The sequence below is a fragment of the Janthinobacterium aestuarii genome (assembly GCF_051380835.1).
In the GTDB taxonomy this organism is placed as follows: Bacteria; Pseudomonadota; Gammaproteobacteria; order Burkholderiales; family Burkholderiaceae_D; genus Janthinobacterium; species Janthinobacterium aestuarii.
In genome coordinates this window covers 140,657-156,654 of the sequence record NZ_JBNYXU010000013.1, presented here as the reverse complement: position 1 = coordinate 156,654, position 15,998 = coordinate 140,657, and the positions used below count along the sequence as shown (strand labels likewise).

Below are 15,998 nucleotides of genomic sequence, written 5' to 3'. Positions count from 1 at the left end.
TGACCGCACAACAGGAATAGCATGAACGACGCCATCGCATGGACCAGTCTTGCCCGTACTTTCGGGCTGTTTACCGTCACTGCCGTGGCCGAACTGCTGGGCTGCTACCTGCCCATGCTATGGCTGAGCAACAAGGGCAGCGCCTGGCTGCTGGTGCCGGCCGCCCTCAGCCTGCTGGTCTTCGTGTGGCTGCTGACCTTGCATCCGGCCGCCAGCGGCCGCGTGTATGCCACGTATGGCGCCATCTATATTGCCACGGCGCTGGGCTGGCTGTGGCTGGTGGATGGCGTCACGCCGGCCTGGACCGACGTCGCCGGCGTGGGCCTGGCCCTGGCCGGCGCCGCCGTCATTGCCGTGGGACACAAGGCGCAGTAATTACGCCGCATGCCGGCGGAAGTTCGTTTCCGCCGACCACGCCGCGCTGGCGCGGGCCAGCAAGACGGCTTCGCCATCGGCCAGCCAGTCGTCCGCATCGGCGATCTTCCACATGGCTTGCAGCAGCTGGCGGCGCAAGTCCGGCTCGGTGATTTCATCGAGCAGGCTGTCGATCACGCCATTGGCCAGCTGCACGGCGCCATGCACGGTCGACGTCAGCATGTCGTCGCACAGGTCTTGCAGCAATTGCTGGAAGGCGGCCGGCTCCAGGTCGATATGCTCGAGGATCTTGCTGCGGTGCATCGCTTGCAGCTCGGCACTGGCCAGGTTGCCATCGACCACCATCATCAGGGCCAGGATACGTCCCGCTGCCTGGGGGCTGTTCATTGCATAGGTACGCATAGTTCACTTTCCATTGTCAGTTTATAAAGCGCGCCCCGCCATTGCAGGGCGCGCGGTACGGCATTTACTTCTTGTCGCTGCGGGTGATGAACACGCTGGCCACGCAGCTCGACACGATCAGCACTGCCACCACCAGCAACGATGCTTCCACCGGCACGTGGTACCACGGCATGATCAGCATCTTGGCGCCGATGAACACCAGCACCATCGCCAGGCCATACTTGAGCATGTGGAAGCGGTCAGCCACGTCCACCAGCAGGAAATACAGGGCACGCAATCCCATGATGGCGAACAGGTTCGACGTGAAGACGATGAACGGGTCCGTCGTGATGGCGAAAATCGCCGGAATCGAATCGACCGCAAATACCAGGTCCGTCACCTCGATCAGGATCAGCACGAGGAACAGCGGCGTGACATAGCGCAAGCCACCCTTTGCCACGAAGAAACGCTCGCCATGGTCGCCGTCGGCCACCCGCAAGTGGCGGCGGGCAAAGCGCAGCACGGGGTTGTTCGCCACGTCCGGCTCCGCATCGGCAGCCACCAGCATGCGCATGCCGGTCACCAGCAGGAAGGCGCCAAACAGGTACAGCACCCAGCTGAACTCGCTCACCACCCACGCACCGGCCATGATCATCACGGCGCGCATGACGATCGCGCCCAGCACGCCATAGATCAACACACGGCGCTGGTACTGGATCGGCACCTGGAAGGCGCTGAAGATCAGCAGGAAGACGAACACGTTATCGACCGACAGCGCTTTCTCGATCAGATAGCCGGAGAAAAATTCCAGCGCCTTCTGGTTGGCGATCTCGGGACCGGCCGTGCCGTTCAGGTACCACCACAGCCCGCCGTTGAACAGCATGGCCAGGCTGACCCACACGAGCGACCATGTCGCCGCTTCCTTGACGCCCACCTTGTGCGCCTTGTTGCCGCCAAAGACGAACAAGTCCAGCGCCAGCATCACCAGAACAAAGGCGATGAAGCCGGCCCACATGGGTGCCGTCGCAATACTTTCCAGGCCGTTCATCGGCGGCCTCCGCAACTATCTGTTTGTATCCTGAGGTCCATGACACTCTCCTTGCATGAATTGAGCTGCCATCATAGTCCGAATATAAACATCGAACAAATCGAATATAATTTAATAATATGTCGAAAAAATCGATGTATTAATCTGCCGGGAAAAACCATGTCGACACTCAACTTCAAGCACTTACGCTATTTCTGGATGGTGGCCAAGACGGGCAGCATCGCCCGCGCGGCCGAGCAGCTGCACCTGACGCCGCAATCGATCTCCGGCCAGCTCAGCGAGTTTGCCGATACCCTCGGCGTGGAACTGTTCCGCCGCAGCGGGCGCCAGCTGGAATTGACGGACACGGGCCGGCGCATCCTCAGCCATGCCGAAAGCATTTTCAGCACGGGCGATGAATTGCTGGAAATCGTGCGCGACCAGTCGCGTACGACAACGACGACCTTCCGCGTAGGCTGCGCCGATTCCGTGTCGAAACTGATCGCCTGCCGCCTCGTGGAGCCGGCGCTGGGCCTGGCCGAACCGCTGCGCATCATTTGCCGCGAAGGACGGCTGGCCAGCCTGCTGGCGGACCTGGCCGTGCACCGGCTCGACCTGATCATGGCGGACCGCCCCATGCCGGCCCACTTGAGCGTGCGCGGCTTTAACCATTTGCTCGGTGAAAGCGGCATGACCCTGTTCGGCACGCCAGCCCTGGCCGCCACGCTGAACGGCGGCTTCCCGCAATGCCTGGACGGCGCGCCGCTGCTGCTGCCAGGCGAAGACTTCGCCATTTACGGGCGCTTGCTGCAATGGCTCGGCGACAACAACCTGCACCCGCGCATCGTCGGCGAGTTCGACGACAGCGCCATGATGAAGGCGTTCGGCCAGTCCGGCGCCGGCCTGTTCTTCGCCCCCACCGTCATCGCGCCCCAGGTGTGCGAGCAATACGCCGTGGTGGCGCTGGGCCGGGTCGACAGCCTCGTCGAGCAAGTGTATGCGATCACCACGGAACGGCGCTTGCGCCACCCGGCCACCGTCGCCATCAGCCAGAGCGCGCGGCGCGAGCTGTTCGTGTAAATCCGTTCAGCCGCTGACGACGATCTTGCCCGGCTGCCCGCCCCGCTCCAGCAGCGCATGCGCGCGCCGCAAGGTGGCCGCGTTCATCGGCGACAAGCGCTGCCGTAGCGTATGGCGCAGCACGCCCTCGTCCAGCAGCCGCGCCACGCGGTTCAGGATGCGGTGCTGCTCGATCATGTCTTCGGTGGCAAACAAAGGCCGCGTAAACACCATTTCCCAGTGCAAGGAGATGCTCTTGCCCTTCAGCGGCGCCGCATCGAAAACATCGTGGTCGTCGATGACGGCCAGCTTGCCGTGCGGCGCGATGAGCTCCAGCAATTCCATGAAATGCAGCGCCGTGTGCGACAGCGCCGCGATGTGGCGCACGGGCGCTACGTTCAATGCCGCCACCTGCGCCGGCAGGGGTTGTGTATGGTCGATCACGTGCTGCGCGCCCATGGCCCGGCACCATTCCATGCTGTCGCCACGCGAGGCCGTGGCGATCACCGTCAAACCCGTCAACTGGCGCGCCAGCTGGATCAGCAGCGAGCCGACGCCGCCCGCGCCGCCCAGCACCAGCAGGCCGCCCCGTTCCTGCCTGTCGCCAGGCACGATGGCAAAGCGCTCAAACAGCAGCTGCCACGCCGTCAGCGCCGCCAGCGGCACGCTGGCGGCCTGCGCAAAATCCAGGGTCGCCGGCATGCGCCCCGCGATGCGCTCATCGACCAGGTGATATGCGGCATTTGCGCCCGCGCGGTCGAACGAACCCGCGTAATACACGGCTTGCCCCGGCGCAAACAGGGTCACTTCGCTGCCCACCGCATGCACGATGCCGGCCGCATCCCAGCCCAGAGTCGTGACGCCATCGGGTACCGTCACCAGCCCCGCGCGCACCTTGGTATCGAGCGGGTTGATACCGACGGCGCGCACCTGCACCAGCACGTCGCGCGGGCCGGGCACGGGCATCGGGCCTTCCATGTCGAACAGGCCGCCTTGTTCGTCCACACTGCTTCCTTTCTTGAAACCGATCATCTTCATTGCATGCTCCAGGTAAATCCGCATGGTAAGCAGCCACGCGAGAAAGAAAAATATGCTTCAATGCGTTTCACACCTGACCAAACCGTCATGAATCATGCAAGACATCGATAATCTCTCCGGCGTGGCTCTGTTCGTGCAACTGGCGCAGGCGGGCAGCTTTGTCGCCGCCGCGCGCCAGGCCGGCATTTCGCCCTCGGCCGTCAGCAAGAGCCTGGCCCGGCTCGAGCAGCGACTGGGCACGCGCCTGTTCCAGCGCAGCACGCGCCAGCTGAGCCTGACGGCGGAAGGCAAGCTGTTCCTCGCGCGCAGCGAACGCATCCTGGCGGAAATGCAGGCAGCGCAGGAGGAACTGGCGGGCACGCTGGCGCCGCGCGGCCGCCTGCGCCTGGGCTTGCCGGAACTGGGCAGCGTATTCCTGCCCGCGCTGGCTGATTTTTCCCAACGACACCCAGCCATCGCCCTCGACCTGGACTTTTCCGACGCGCTGGCCGATGTCGTCGGCGACGGTTTCGACGCCGTCATCCGCATCGGCGCACCGCGCGATTCGCGCCTGGCCGCCCGCAAGCTGGGCCAGTTCCGCTCCTGCCTCGTGGCCTCGTCCGCCTATCTGGCGCGCCACGGCACGCCCAGCCATCCCCTTGAACTGCAACAACATGCTTGCCTGCACTACCGCTTTCGCCACAGCGGCAAGGTCGAACAGTGGCAACTGCGCCAGCAAGCCGAGGCGCCGGCGCCGGATTTGCCACTGTCCATGGTCTGCAACAACGTCGAAGCGCGGCTGCACTTCGCCCGGCAAGGCCTGGGTATCGCCTGGCTGCCCGACTTTTATGTGCGCTCCGCCATCGCTGACGGCAGCCTCATCGAAGTGCTGAGGGACTACGCGATCACCGCCCAGCCGGCCCACAGCTGCTGGCTGCTGTGGCCATCCGGACCGCACCTGGCGCCGAAAGTGCGGGCCCTCGTCGATTTCCTTGCCGAAACAGACATACTGTTGCCAGTCGCCCACGGATGAGGCGAACGAAATACATTTGAGCAAATATATCTATATAATGGCAAGTCTCCCCGACGCCCTGCGCGCCCCTCCTGGACTTGCCGCAATGAAGCACTTGCACGATATTCCCTCTGCCTTCAAGCATGAATTTGCCAACCCGCGCCTGTGGTGGTCGCGCGCCGTCGTCGTCGGCATGGCCGCCATCGCGGGGCTCGTCGTCGTGGGCTTTACGTGGCTGGCGGAGGAAGCGCTGGACTTGTTTCTTTTTTTTAACGGCAAGGTCTGGTGGTTCGCCCTGCTGTGGACGCCGGCCTGCGCCGCCCTGCTGGTCTGGCTGACGCGCCGCTACGCGATGGGCGCGGCCGGCTCCGGCATCCCGCAAGTGATGGCCACCCTGGATCCGGCCGTGGCGCCCGAGCAGCGCTCACTGTTCGTGTCCCTGAAACTCAGCGCCGCGAAAATCGTCCTGACGGCGGGAGGCTTGCTGGGCGGATTGTCGCTGGGGCGCGAAGGGCCATCCGTGCAGATCGCCGCCGGCGTGATGCTGGCCACGCGTCGCTGGCTGCCCCGTCACTCGCAGGTGAGCGCCCATTCCCTGCTGGTGGCAGGCGGCGCGGCCGGCATCGCGGCCGCCTTCAACACGCCGCTGGCCGGCGTCATGTTTGTCATCGAGGAACTGTCGCGCTCGCCGGAGCAGCGCAACAGCGGCCTCATCGTCGCCGGCATCGTGCTGGCCGGCATGATGGCCGTGTCCATCCACGGCAACGCCACCCACTTCGGCATCATCCATCCGGGTCCCATCGGCCTGGCGCTGGCCTTGCCGGGCTTGCTCGTCACCCTGGTGGCGGGCGTGGCGGGCGGCCTGTTTGCGCGGCTGCTGCTGGCGTCCGCCCGGGGCAATCCACTGGGCAAATTGTCTGCGTGGAGAAAAGGTCGGCCCGTGCTGTTCGCCGCCGTCTGCGGTGTGCTGGTGGCGGCCATCGGCATCGCCAGCCATGGCGCCACGTTCGGCAGCGGCACCGTGGCCACGCGCGCCATGCTGGAAGGCTCGTCCGACGTGGCGCCCGCCTTTGTCGCCTTCAAATACGTAGCGACATGGCTGACCGTGTGGTCGGGCGTGCCGGCAGGCATTTTCGCCCCCTCCTTGGCCATCGGCGCCGGCATCGGCCACGATATCGCCGTGCTGCTGCACTACCCACATGCGCCCGCCCTGATCGCGCTGGGCATGGTGGGTTTCCTGGCCGCCGCCACGCAGGCGCCGCTGACGGCGTTTATCATCGTCATGGAAATGGTCGACGGCCACGGCATGGTGCTGAGCCTGATGGCCTGCGCCGTCGTGGCCAGCACGGTCTCGCGCGTGCTGAGCGAACCGCTGTACGGGGCGCTGGCGCAGCTGCAATTGCAACGGCTGCCACTGTCGCAAGCAGGCAGGGACACTACATCGTAAACGGAAACGGCTGCATGCCCGCCTGCCTGTCATCGGGGGCGACGACGGCCAACAAGGCACTCAAACCCTGGTTCAGGTGGGCCAGGCTGGCAGCGTCCAGCTGGGCCAGTGCGCTGGGCAGCAAGCCGCGTGCCGGCTGCGGCGCGCCGGCGATCACGGCCTGCCCTTCCGCCGTCAGGGTCAGGGTGACCACGCGCTGGTCGGGCTGGTCGCGCGCCTTGCGCACATAGGATTTTTTCACCAGCGCCTCGACCAGGTTGCTGGCCGTCGTCTGGTGGATCGACATCTTGCCGGCCAGCTCGCCCATGCGCAGGCCCGGCCGCTCCAGCAATTCCTGCATCACCCACAATTGCGCGCCCGACACACCGCATTGCTTCTCGATCTGCGCCGAATGCCGCTGCGCCGTGCGCATGACGACGCGCATGTTTTGCAAGGCCATGCCCTGCGCCCTGGCTATCGCCGATACTTCCGCTTCCGCCACCATTGCCTCCAGTTATCCCGCCGGCTTCGCGCCTGCTGGCGGGCCGGAATGCATACATGATACCTGCAATGGCGGCGCGGAACTAACTGCCTGTCACAGGCTGGCCATCCTGCCACGCCTGTTCCAGCACCAGCTTGCCGGCCTTGTCCCAGCGGCGCTCGATGCCGTGCTTCTTGCCGTGTTCGTACGGCACGATCTGCTGCAGGCTGCCATCGCTGTACCAGGTCTGCAACAAGCCATGGCGCTGGCCGTGGACAAACGGGGTCACGCTGGCGCGCACGCCGTTGGCATGCCAATCCGTCGTATCGCCGTGGTCGCGCCCCCGTGCGTCTTTCTGCCACGCAAAGATGGGCCGGCCGTTCGGACCCCACGTTTGCAAGCTGAGCACGGCACCTTTCCGGTACAGCGTCTTGTTCGACATGACGCCATTGCCATGGCTTTCAAACGACCAGCCATCGGGCTGGCCGTGCACCCACACGGTTTTGGCCAGCACGCTGCCGTCCTGGGCAAGCATGACAAACTCGCCCTCGCGCTGGCCATTGACATACTGTCCCCGCCGGTGCAGCTTGCCATCGGCATAAAACGATTCCTCCACGCCATCCATCTGGCCATTGCGGCGATATGAGCGGCTGCTGACGGCGCCATTCGCGCCATACGACACGTGCTCGCCATCGGCCATCTCGTCGCCGTGATACAAGGTGCGGTTCATCAGCTGGCCATTCTCGTGATACGTTTCCGAGATGCTGTCGCGCCCGTTCGGCAGCGCCGTCACCTTTTGCTTGACCTGGCCATTCTCGAAATACACGCAGCCGCCCAGCAGCTCCTGGCCCTGGGCATTGAAGTAGGTTTCGCGCAGCAGCTGGCCATTCTCGTAGTAGTACTTGCGAAAACGCACGAACTTGACCTGGCTCAAGTCCAGGTCGGTGGCATAGGTTTCAAAGGCCAGCACGCCCGGCGTGTCGGGAAATTCGAGCCGCACGTGCCAGGCGCTCAGCGCCTCGTCGCGCACGGGTGGCATACGCAGCGCATAGGCGGCGCGGCGCTGGTTGCTCGGCATGAAATTTTCATCCAGATACATGGTCTGGTCTTCCTCCTGTAGCGTTGGTGCCGGGGTTTGCGTTGGCGTTGGCGTCTGCGCCGCCGGCTGTTCCTGTGCCGCCAGCGGCAGGGCCAGGGCCATGCCCAGCAAGGCCGCCAGTGCAGCCTGTGCCGCGCGCGTCGTCTGTTGTGTGTGCATTGTGTTCCGTTGCAATGTTATTGTGCGGGCGCCATCATAATGGAAAGCAACGTTTTCCCCTGTCACGAAAGAAATCCGTGCACTTGCCCGCCGCCCCCAGCGACACCCAGATACTGGACACCATCGACGCCTGGATCGCCGACCTGGCGCGCGGCGATTACGCGTGCGCCCATGCGCGCACGGCGCACGACGCCTACTATGGCTGGACGCCGGCGCTGCTGCGCGCCGTGATCGAAGGGTATGGTTTGCCAGAGCCGTATGCGGATGGCACGGTGTATCGCGTCACGCCGGCAGCGCAAGCCAGCGGTGCGCCGCACGCGCGCTGTGTCGAGCGCCCGGCAGGCGAAGTTGGTGGCGCGGCAATTGCAGAAGCGTGCCATTCCCTGCCCCTGAACGGCGCCTGGTCGGATCTCACCGCCACGTTTCGCGTGGATGGAACGGCGCTGGGCGGCACGCTGGTATTACAGGAAATTCACGTTTTCTAAGCCGCGCTATCCTTGACGGGCGACAACTGGCTCGCATGCAGGCGCGCATACGCGCCACCCTGTTGCAGCAAGTCCGTGTGGCTGCCCGATTCCACCAGCCGTCCGCCCTGCATGACGACGATGCGGTCGGCGCTTTCGATGGTGGACAAACGGTGGGCGATGACGATGGTGGTGCGGTTGCGCATCAGCACTTCCAGCGCCGCCTGCACGGAACGCTCCGACTCCGTGTCCAGCGCGCTGGTCGCTTCATCGAGCAAGAGAATCGGCGCGTCCTTGTACAGGGCGCGCGCGATGGCCAGGCGCTGGCGTTGTCCGCCCGACAGGCGCGAACCGTTCTGGCCCGCCTGCGTGGCATAGCCTTGCGGCAGTTGCATGATGAAGTCGTGCGCATAGGCGGCGCGCGCCGACGCTTCGATGCGGGCCTGGTCCGGGGCCGGGTCGCCGTACGCGATATTGGCCGCCATCGTATCGTTGAACAAAATCACGTCCTGGCTGACGAGAGCGAACTGGCGCCGCAGGGCCAGCAAGGCGTAGTCGCGCACCTCCATGCCGTCGAGCAGTATCCGGCCGCCGCTGACGTCATAGAAGCGCGGCAGCAAGCCCAGCAAGGTCGTCTTGCCGCCGCCGGAACCGCCCACCAGGGCCACCGTCTCGCCGGCGCGGATGTCGAGCGTGATATCGCTCAAGGCAGTGGGCGCATCGGGATCGTCGCTGTTGTAGCGGAACTGCACATTCTGCAAGGACAAATTTCCCTGCACGGCCGCCGGGGCCACTGTGCCCGGGTCCGGTTCCAGCGGCGTGTCGATCAGGCCGAAAACGGACTCGGCAGCCGCCAGGCCACGCTGCAGCGGTTCATTGATCTTCGTCAAATTCTTGATCGGCGACTGCATGGCCATCAAGGCGCCCATGAACGCAACAAAAGCGCCTGGCGTGATGGCGCCGCTTTGCGCCCGCAGCATGGCAAAATAGATCACGGACGACAAGGTAATACCGACGAGCATCATGATGAAGCCGGAATTCATGGCCGAGGTAGCCGCATGCTTGACGGCCAACTGGCGGTTGCGCTTGACCACGTCGACGAAACGCGCCTGTTCATAGTCTTGCCCGCCGAAGATTTTCACTACGCGCTGACCGGCGATGCTTTCGTCCAGCACGGACGTCAGCTCGCCCACGGCTTGCTGCGAACTCTTGCTCAGGTGGCGCATGCGGCGTCCCGCCAGGGTCACGACGATGGCCACGATGGGCATCGACGCCATGCAGAACAGGGCCAGTTTCACGTCGATGCTGAACAGCAGGATCAAATAGCCGACGGTGGCGACGGAATCGCGCACCATCACGTTGAGCACGTTCAAGCCAGCCTGCGACACCTGGCTCGCGTCGAAGGCCACGCGCGACTGCGTCAGACTGGTGGTGGTGGTATCGAAAAAGCGGCTGGGCAGGCGCATGATGGTGGCGAACATTTTTTCGCGCAAATCGGCCTGCACGCGGCTCGATAGCCACACGGAGCCATAATCGCCGGCAAAGCTCGACACCATGCGCAGCACGGCCAGGCCCAGGATGGTGGCGGGAATCACCCACAAGTCCACCTGCCCCGCCTGTGCCGGCAAGAAACGGTCGACCCAGCCCTGCAACATGCCCATCACGCCCGATGCGGGCGCGACCTGCGTGCTGGCCGTCGTACGCATGGCGTCGACGACGTTTTGCAACTGGCGGATTAACAACACATCGGTGGCGGACGCCACGCCCACGGCCAGCAAGGTGGCGGCAACGATGGCGCCATAGCGGCGAAACTGCCCGGCCAGGCGGAAAAACAGGAGGCGACTTTGCTGCATGCAGGTGAGAAAAGTGAGGGTAAAGCGTGATTCTAACCGCTGCCTGACTTACCTAGAGGAAAGTCGCACCTTGCCGGTGCAGAACCGGCAAGGGAACAACACGGACGATCAGCTCTTCGCCACTTTCCAGGCGGCCGTGCCGGCCTTGCAGACCTTCAGCTTGAGCGTCTGTTCCTGGCCCTTGGCGCTCAAGGCTACCTGCACCTTGCGGCAGGTTTGCGCATCCGTTTTTTCCGTATCGCTGGCCGTGATTTCCGCGGCGATGCGCACGGAATTGCGCAAGCCTTCATTGCTCCATTGTACGGTTTCGCCATCCTTCTTGTCATTGAGCACGTCGGTGACGGCCTTGACGAAGACGGGTTTGTCGTTCTTGTTCAGGTAAGCCATCGGCGTATCGGCCAGGAAACCCAGGCCGACGGCGGAAGCGGAAGCGCTGCAGGCTGCCAATGCCAAGGCGGCGACGATTTTCCGATAGTGTGTACGCATCATGTCCTGCCCTTTAAAGTGATTTCGATAGTAGCTACAGTATGACCCGAAATGACTCCGCATCATACTTTTAATGCAGGCATTCTATATTTGTTTACTAAAAGCAAGTGTACGCTTGAGCTGGTACCGCCTTGCCTCGCGCCACAAGCTGGCTGCGGCCAACAGCGTTGGCAAGCCCGCACGGCTGCCGCATAATGCGGGCATGTTCAAACTGACTTTTCTCGGCACGTCTTCCGGCGTGCCCACGCGCTACCGCAACGTCACGTCGCTGGCCCTGCAAACCACGCACAACCGCGACTGGTGGATGATCGATTGCGGCGAAGCGACGCAGCACCGGTTGCAGCGCATCCCCCTGTCCGTGCACGACCTGGTCGGCATCTGCATCACCCACGTGCATGGCGACCACAGCTATGGTCTGCCGGGCTTGCTGGCCAGCGCCTCGATGACGGGGCGCAAGAAGCCCCTGCTGCTGATCGCCCCGAACGCCATCAAGGCGTGGATCGACGCGACCTTGCTGCACACGGAGCTGTTTTTGACGTACCCGCTGATCCACATCGACGTGGACAGCGCGTCAGTCGTGCATGAAGCAGCGGGCTTGACCATCGAGCGCCACGCGCTGTCGCACCGCGCACCGAGCGTGGGCTATCGTTTTGCGCTGGAAACGAGCAGATGGAAGCTGGACAAGACGGCCCTGCTGGCGGCCGGCGTGCCGCCCGGCCCCGCCTGGGGACTCTTGCAGGCGGGCCAGGATGCGATCCTGGACGATGGCACGGTACTAGCGGCCGGCGCTTTCCGCCAGACGGAAACGCAGCGCGCCACGGTGGTGATCGGCGGCGACAACGACACGCCGTCGTTGCTGGCGGATGCCTGTGCCGGTGCGCAATTGCTCGTGCATGAAGCCACTTACACGGAAGCGATGCTGCAGAAAGTGGGCCCCGGCCCCACGCACAGTTCCGTGCAGCGCGTGGCGCAGTTCGCCGAAGCGGTGCACCTGCCGAACCTGATCCTCACCCACTTCAGCGCCCGCTATCACCATGCGGACGGCATGGCCGAGCTGGAAGCGGAAGCGCGGCTGCATTACTCAGGCAAGCTGTTCCTGGCGCGCGATTTCGACAGCTATGAGCTCGATGCGGCCGGCGAACTCAGCAAGCTGCCGGTAAAGAAATCTAGTGGGGATTGACACCGTACTGCGCCGCATACTCGGCCGCCAGCGCGCGCGCCGCTTGCTGCTGTGAGGGCGTGAGGATTTCCAGCAACTGGTCGCGGTTCTTGATCGATTGCGTACTGCCCGCCTCGGCCGGCATGGCGATCCACGCATACGCCTGCACGTAATCGAGCTCCACGCCCTGCCCTTGCGCGTACAGCAAGCCGTATTCATTCTGCGCCGACAGGGAGCCGGCCTCGGCCGCCTGCTTGTACCAGAACGCCGCCTCGGCATAGTCTTGCGGTACGCCATCGCCCTTGCGGTAAGCCTGCGCCAGGTTGAATTGCGACTGACCATCGCCCGCCTCGGCCGCCTGGCGTCCGTAAGCCAGCGATTGCGCCATGTCTTGCGCGACGCCATCACCGCTCGCATACATCAGGGCCAGGTTGGCCAGCGACGGCGGAAAGCCCGCCTGCGCGGCGGCCGTGAACAGCTCCACCGCTTTCGGCAAGTCTTGCGTCACGCCATGGCCCTGGTAATACAGGCTGGCCAATAAATGCTGGCCGGCCGGATCGCCGGTGCGCGCCGCCGCGTCGAATTGCCTGAACGCCTCGGCGTGATGACCGTCGTTATAAGCGAGGATGCCCGCTTCATTCAAAGATTCGGGAGAGGATGTCATCAGAATTCCTTGTTCGGGGATTTTTTTCATTGTACACAGCACTGTGCCGCGCCGAATGCACGATAGGAAACGGTGTAGCGCATTGCCCAAATCATGCGTTATGATCGTTCTCCGCCTGATGCAATCAGGGCATTGCGCCCCAATACCCGCCCAAGAATATCGCCATGAAACTGATTGCTCTGCTTTTATCCCTGTTTTCCACCTCGGCTTATTGCGGCACCTTGCACCTGGACAAAGCCGCGACAGGCAAAGTATGGCAAGCGGCCAATATCCGCTATGCGAATCACGATGAAAAACAGACCTACCAGCTGAACATCGGCAAGCAGTGGATCAATGGCAGTTGCAGCGGCAGCGGCACGGGCAATTTGCACGCGCTGCTGGTCGACATGAATTTCGACGGCCATGCCGACCTGTGGGTGACCGGTTACACGGATAGCCAGGGGCGCATCCGCTGTTCCGATGTGTGGCTGTGGGATGCGCCGGCGAAGCAATACCGTTTCAACAAGCTATTATCTGCCATTCCGAATCTGAATATCAGCATGGCCGATCAAGGAATCCAAGGCGGCATTCCCAATTGCGGCTGCGCGGCGCAATGTTTTTATGAGGACAGCTATAAATGGCAGGCGAACAAGTTAATCACCATTGCCCGGCGCGAACAGGATTGCGAGCGCTATCGGGAATATCGCGCGAATGAAAAAAACGACTTGATCATCGTCAAAGATGAAATCATCAATAGTGGCAATCCTGACCAGCAAGCCATCGAAAATACAAATGTAGTTGACTGGCAGCGCCATGCGCAAACCATGCGCAAATCCTGGGAATGATATTTATCCCACCACGCAATTGACACGACACCTCGAGTAAATACATGACGACACATCCAGCATCGATTACTTTCCATGCCGCCAAGGCGGAAGACACGCCAGCCTTCATCGAATTGCGCGGCAAGACGCGGCAAAACGCGATACCCAGGGAACGCCTGGCGGCAGTCGGCATCACGGCCGAGTCCTGGGCGGAAATGATGCGCTCGGGCAGCCTGCCTGGCCAGGTCTGCCATCACGACGGCCAGCTGGCCGGCTACTGCTTTGGCGAGCGCGACACGGGCGAAATCATCGTCCTGGCCCTGCTGCCGGAATTCGAAGGCTTAGGCATCGGCAAGACCTTGCTGGAACTGGTGATGACGGAACTGCGGGCCCAAGGCCATCAACGGCTGTTCCTCGGCTGCTCCAGCGATCCCGCCTCGCGCTCCTACGGCTTTTACCGTTACCTGGGCTGGACGGCGACGGGCGACACGGACAAATATGGCGACGATGTGCTGGAGTTTCGCTTTACGGCCTAAGCGGTCAAGCGGTTGGCATCCCACACGCGCATCACCTGCGTAATGGCAGCGTCAAACACGGCGTAGCCAACGCCATCGCGGGTCTGGATCGCCACGCCCGATAAAAAGCTGTCGAAGACGGATGCCAGCGCCGCTGCGTCCGTATCTGCGGGCAATTCGCCGCTGGCCATACCCCGCTCCACGCAGCGCACAAAGCCGGCGCGCGTGCGGGCGCGTGAAGCCGTCAGCGGTGCAGCCACGGCCGCATGCTCGATCGTCGGCGCGCTCATGCAGCCGAGCGCCACCATGCAGCCGGGCGGATGTCCCGCATCGGACTGCATGCGGGACGACTGGCGCAAGGCCTGCTCAATGGCCGCGCGCGGCGCCAAGTCATCGTCCCACAAGCATTCCGTCACGCGGGCGAACGTATCCAGATAACATTGCGCCGCTTCGCGGAACAGCGCTTCCTTCGAACCGAATGCCGCATAAAAGCTGGGCGCGGAAATGCCGCCGCCCAGGCTCGCCTTGAGCTGACTCAAGGACGTCGACTCATATCCCTGCTGCCAGAATAAATACATGGCCTGTTCGACCGCTGCCTGCCGGTCGAACGTGCGCGGCCGTCCCATTTGCGCCATCGATCGCTCCCTTTCATCTACTTACATACTACTCGATACAGAAGTCATTGACAACGCGGCGCGCCATCGCCTATATTTATACCGATCGATACATATGTACCGCTATAACGGTCGGGGAATTCCTGCGCCCGATTACTTTACAAGGATGTTTGCCGTGAATCACGCTACGCTCATCACCGGAACCAGCCCTGCGCTGGCCGACCGCCTCCCCGTTGCCGGCCTCCTGGCCCTGGCCATGACGGGTTTTATCTGCATCGTCACGGAAACCTTGCCCGCCGGCTTGTTGCCGCAAATCAGCGCGGGCCTCAACATCAGTGCCGCGCTGGCCGGGCAAATGGTCACGGCCTATGCGCTCGGCTCCCTGCTGGCGGCCATTCCGCTCACTATCGCCACGCGCGGCTGGCGCCGCCGCAACGTGCTGTTGCTGACCATCATCGGCTTTCTCGTGTTCAACACCATCACGGCCCTGTCGTCCCACTACTGGCTGACCCTGGCGGCCCGTTTCTTTGCCGGCATGGCGGCCGGGCTGGCGTGGAGCTTGCTCGCCGGCTACGCGCGCCGGATGGTGGCGCCGCATCAGCAAGGCCGCGCACTGGCGCTGGCCATGGTGGGCGCGCCCGTCGCCCTATCCCTGGGCGTACCGCTGGGCACCTTGCTCGGCTCGCTCGTCGGCTGGCGCGCCGCGTTCTGGATCATTTCCGCGCTGACATTGATCCTGATCGCCTGGGTGCTGGTGAAGGTGCCCGACTACCCGGGCCAGTCCATCCATGAGCGCCTGCCCCTGCGCCGCGTCTTCACGACGCCGGGCGTGCGCCCCGTGCTGGTCGTCGTGATCGCCTGGATGCTGGCCCACAACATTCTCTACACCTACATCGCCCCGTTTGTGGCCCCGGCAGGACTGACAGAGCGAGTCGACTTGGTGCTGCTCGTCTTCGGCGCCGCCGCCATGGCCGGCATCTGGATCACAGGCAAACTGGTCGAGCGCCACCTGCGCGCCACCGTGCTGGCCAGTCTGGCCGTGTTCGCCGCGACGGCCTTCGTGCTGGGCCTTGCGTCGCACATCCCCTTTGTGATCTACCTGGGCATGGCCATCTGGGGACTGAGCTTTGGCGGCGCGGCAACGCTTTTACAAACAGCGCTGGCGGACACGGCCGGCAGCGGCGCCGACGTGGCCTTGTCGATGAATGTGGTGGCGTGGAATGGGGCGATTGCGGCAGCGGGCGCGGTGGGCGGCGCCCTGCTGGAAACCTGGGGCGCGAACGCTTTCCCGTGGGCGATGGTCAGCTTGCTGCTGTTGGCATTCGTGATCGCCTGGTCGGCCCGCGAACATGGCTTTCGGCCCGGACGGCGCAGCGGCGGCGCGCCCGTGACCGGCCATTAAAA

At 63.6% G+C, this 15,998-nt stretch carries 18 protein-coding genes; 9 read left to right on the top strand and 9 right to left on the bottom strand.

Features of this window, described 5'->3' with window-relative positions:
• Nucleotides 1-21: 21 nt before the first annotated feature.
• Complete coding sequence (locus ACQ4WO_RS26840) at nucleotides 22-375, top strand: YnfA family protein (RefSeq protein ID WP_436483959.1); 354 nt, start codon at nucleotides 22-24, stop codon at nucleotides 373-375.
• Here ACQ4WO_RS26840 and ACQ4WO_RS26835 read toward each other — a convergent pair whose 3' ends face one another.
• Both ACQ4WO_RS26835 and ACQ4WO_RS26830 read right to left on the bottom strand, forming a co-directional pair.
• Nucleotides 376-777: a tellurite resistance TerB family protein gene (locus ACQ4WO_RS26835; RefSeq protein WP_034759008.1), complete on the bottom strand. Its 402-nt coding sequence runs from the start codon at nucleotides 775-777 to the stop codon at nucleotides 376-378. It abuts the gene before it with no gap.
• A gap of 64 nt (nucleotides 778-841) precedes the next feature.
• Entirely contained in the window at nucleotides 842-1,804 is a 963-nt protein-coding gene (locus ACQ4WO_RS26830) for a TerC family protein (protein WP_436483958.1), read from the bottom strand.
• Nucleotides 1,805-1,963: 159 nt separating this feature from the next.
• On the opposite strand from ACQ4WO_RS26830, the gene nhaR reads away from it, so the two are divergent.
• Nucleotides 1,964-2,863, top strand: coding sequence for a transcriptional activator NhaR (gene nhaR, locus ACQ4WO_RS26825; RefSeq protein WP_436483957.1), 900 nt, complete (start codon nucleotides 1,964-1,966; stop codon nucleotides 2,861-2,863).
• A gap of 6 nt (nucleotides 2,864-2,869) precedes the next feature.
• Here nhaR and ACQ4WO_RS26820 read toward each other — a convergent pair whose 3' ends face one another.
• Nucleotides 2,870-3,880 carry a zinc-binding alcohol dehydrogenase family protein gene (locus ACQ4WO_RS26820; RefSeq protein WP_436483956.1) on the bottom strand — a complete coding sequence of 337 codons (1,011 nt, stop codon included), beginning with the start codon at nucleotides 3,878-3,880 and terminating at the stop codon, nucleotides 2,870-2,872.
• A 94-nt stretch (nucleotides 3,881-3,974) separates the two neighbouring features.
• Here ACQ4WO_RS26820 and ACQ4WO_RS26815 point away from each other — a divergent pair, with 94 nt between their 5' ends.
• Nucleotides 3,975-4,892 (top strand): LysR family transcriptional regulator, encoded by a 918-nt coding sequence (locus tag ACQ4WO_RS26815; RefSeq protein WP_436483955.1) that lies wholly within the window; start codon nucleotides 3,975-3,977, stop codon nucleotides 4,890-4,892.
• Nucleotides 4,893-4,977: 85 nt separating this feature from the next.
• Nucleotides 4,978-6,318 (top strand): chloride channel protein, encoded by a 1,341-nt coding sequence (locus tag ACQ4WO_RS26810; RefSeq protein WP_436483954.1) that lies wholly within the window; start codon nucleotides 4,978-4,980, stop codon nucleotides 6,316-6,318.
• On the opposite strand, the gene ACQ4WO_RS26805 is transcribed toward ACQ4WO_RS26810, so the two are convergent.
• Nucleotides 6,308-6,757 carry a MarR family winged helix-turn-helix transcriptional regulator gene (locus tag ACQ4WO_RS26805; RefSeq protein WP_436483953.1) on the bottom strand — a complete coding sequence of 150 codons (450 nt, stop codon included), beginning with the start codon at nucleotides 6,755-6,757 and terminating at the stop codon, nucleotides 6,308-6,310. The two genes, ACQ4WO_RS26810 and ACQ4WO_RS26805, sit on opposite strands and share 11 nt — an antisense overlap.
• Nucleotides 6,758-6,881: 124 nt before the next feature.
• A complete protein-coding gene (locus tag ACQ4WO_RS26800; RefSeq protein ID WP_436483952.1) occupies nucleotides 6,882-8,036 on the bottom strand; it encodes a toxin-antitoxin system YwqK family antitoxin in 1,155 nt (384 codons plus the stop codon).
• 77 nt (nucleotides 8,037-8,113) lie between these two features.
• Here ACQ4WO_RS26800 and ACQ4WO_RS26795 point away from each other — a divergent pair, with 77 nt between their 5' ends.
• The gene (locus ACQ4WO_RS26795; protein ID WP_436483951.1) at nucleotides 8,114-8,521 is read left to right on the top strand and encodes a hypothetical protein; all 408 of its coding nucleotides are present in this window, start codon (nucleotides 8,114-8,116) and stop codon (nucleotides 8,519-8,521) included.
• Here the strand turns inward: ACQ4WO_RS26795 and msbA are convergent.
• Together msbA and ACQ4WO_RS26785 are read right to left on the bottom strand one after the other, a co-directional pair.
• Nucleotides 8,518-10,353, bottom strand: coding sequence for a lipid A export permease/ATP-binding protein MsbA (gene msbA, locus ACQ4WO_RS26790; RefSeq protein ID WP_436483950.1), 1,836 nt, complete (start codon nucleotides 10,351-10,353; stop codon nucleotides 8,518-8,520). The genes ACQ4WO_RS26795 and msbA overlap by 4 nt on opposite strands.
• Before the next feature lie 108 nt (nucleotides 10,354-10,461).
• On the bottom strand, nucleotides 10,462-10,842 hold the full coding sequence (locus ACQ4WO_RS26785) for a hypothetical protein (RefSeq protein WP_436483949.1): 381 nt from the start codon (nucleotides 10,840-10,842) through the stop codon (nucleotides 10,462-10,464).
• Between the two features lie 112 nt (nucleotides 10,843-10,954).
• Between ACQ4WO_RS26785 and ACQ4WO_RS26780 the strand changes: the two genes are divergently transcribed.
• Nucleotides 10,955-12,019: a ribonuclease Z gene (locus ACQ4WO_RS26780; protein ID WP_436483948.1), complete on the top strand. Its 1,065-nt coding sequence runs from the start codon at nucleotides 10,955-10,957 to the stop codon at nucleotides 12,017-12,019.
• On the opposite strand, the gene ACQ4WO_RS26775 is transcribed toward ACQ4WO_RS26780, so the two are convergent.
• Nucleotides 12,006-12,662, bottom strand: a complete 657-nt coding sequence (locus ACQ4WO_RS26775) for a tetratricopeptide repeat protein (RefSeq protein ID WP_436483947.1) — start codon at nucleotides 12,660-12,662, stop codon at nucleotides 12,006-12,008. The genes ACQ4WO_RS26780 and ACQ4WO_RS26775 overlap by 14 nt on opposite strands.
• Before the next feature lie 164 nt (nucleotides 12,663-12,826).
• Here ACQ4WO_RS26775 and ACQ4WO_RS26770 point away from each other — a divergent pair, with 164 nt between their 5' ends.
• Complete coding sequence (locus ACQ4WO_RS26770; RefSeq protein ID WP_436483946.1) at nucleotides 12,827-13,486, top strand: XAC2610-related protein; 660 nt, start codon at nucleotides 12,827-12,829, stop codon at nucleotides 13,484-13,486.
• Between the two features lie 44 nt (nucleotides 13,487-13,530).
• Nucleotides 13,531-14,001, top strand: coding sequence for a GNAT family N-acetyltransferase (locus tag ACQ4WO_RS26765; protein WP_436483945.1), 471 nt, complete (start codon nucleotides 13,531-13,533; stop codon nucleotides 13,999-14,001).
• Here ACQ4WO_RS26765 and ACQ4WO_RS26760 read toward each other — a convergent pair.
• The gene (locus ACQ4WO_RS26760) at nucleotides 13,998-14,615 is read right to left on the bottom strand and encodes a TetR/AcrR family transcriptional regulator (protein ID WP_436483944.1); all 618 of its coding nucleotides are present in this window, start codon (nucleotides 14,613-14,615) and stop codon (nucleotides 13,998-14,000) included. The genes ACQ4WO_RS26765 and ACQ4WO_RS26760 overlap by 4 nt on opposite strands.
• A gap of 145 nt (nucleotides 14,616-14,760) precedes the next feature.
• Here ACQ4WO_RS26760 and ACQ4WO_RS26755 point away from each other — a divergent pair, with 145 nt between their 5' ends.
• A complete protein-coding gene (locus ACQ4WO_RS26755; protein WP_436483990.1) occupies nucleotides 14,761-15,996 on the top strand; it encodes an MFS transporter in 1,236 nt (411 codons plus the stop codon).
• Nucleotides 15,997-15,998: the final 2 nt, after the last annotated feature.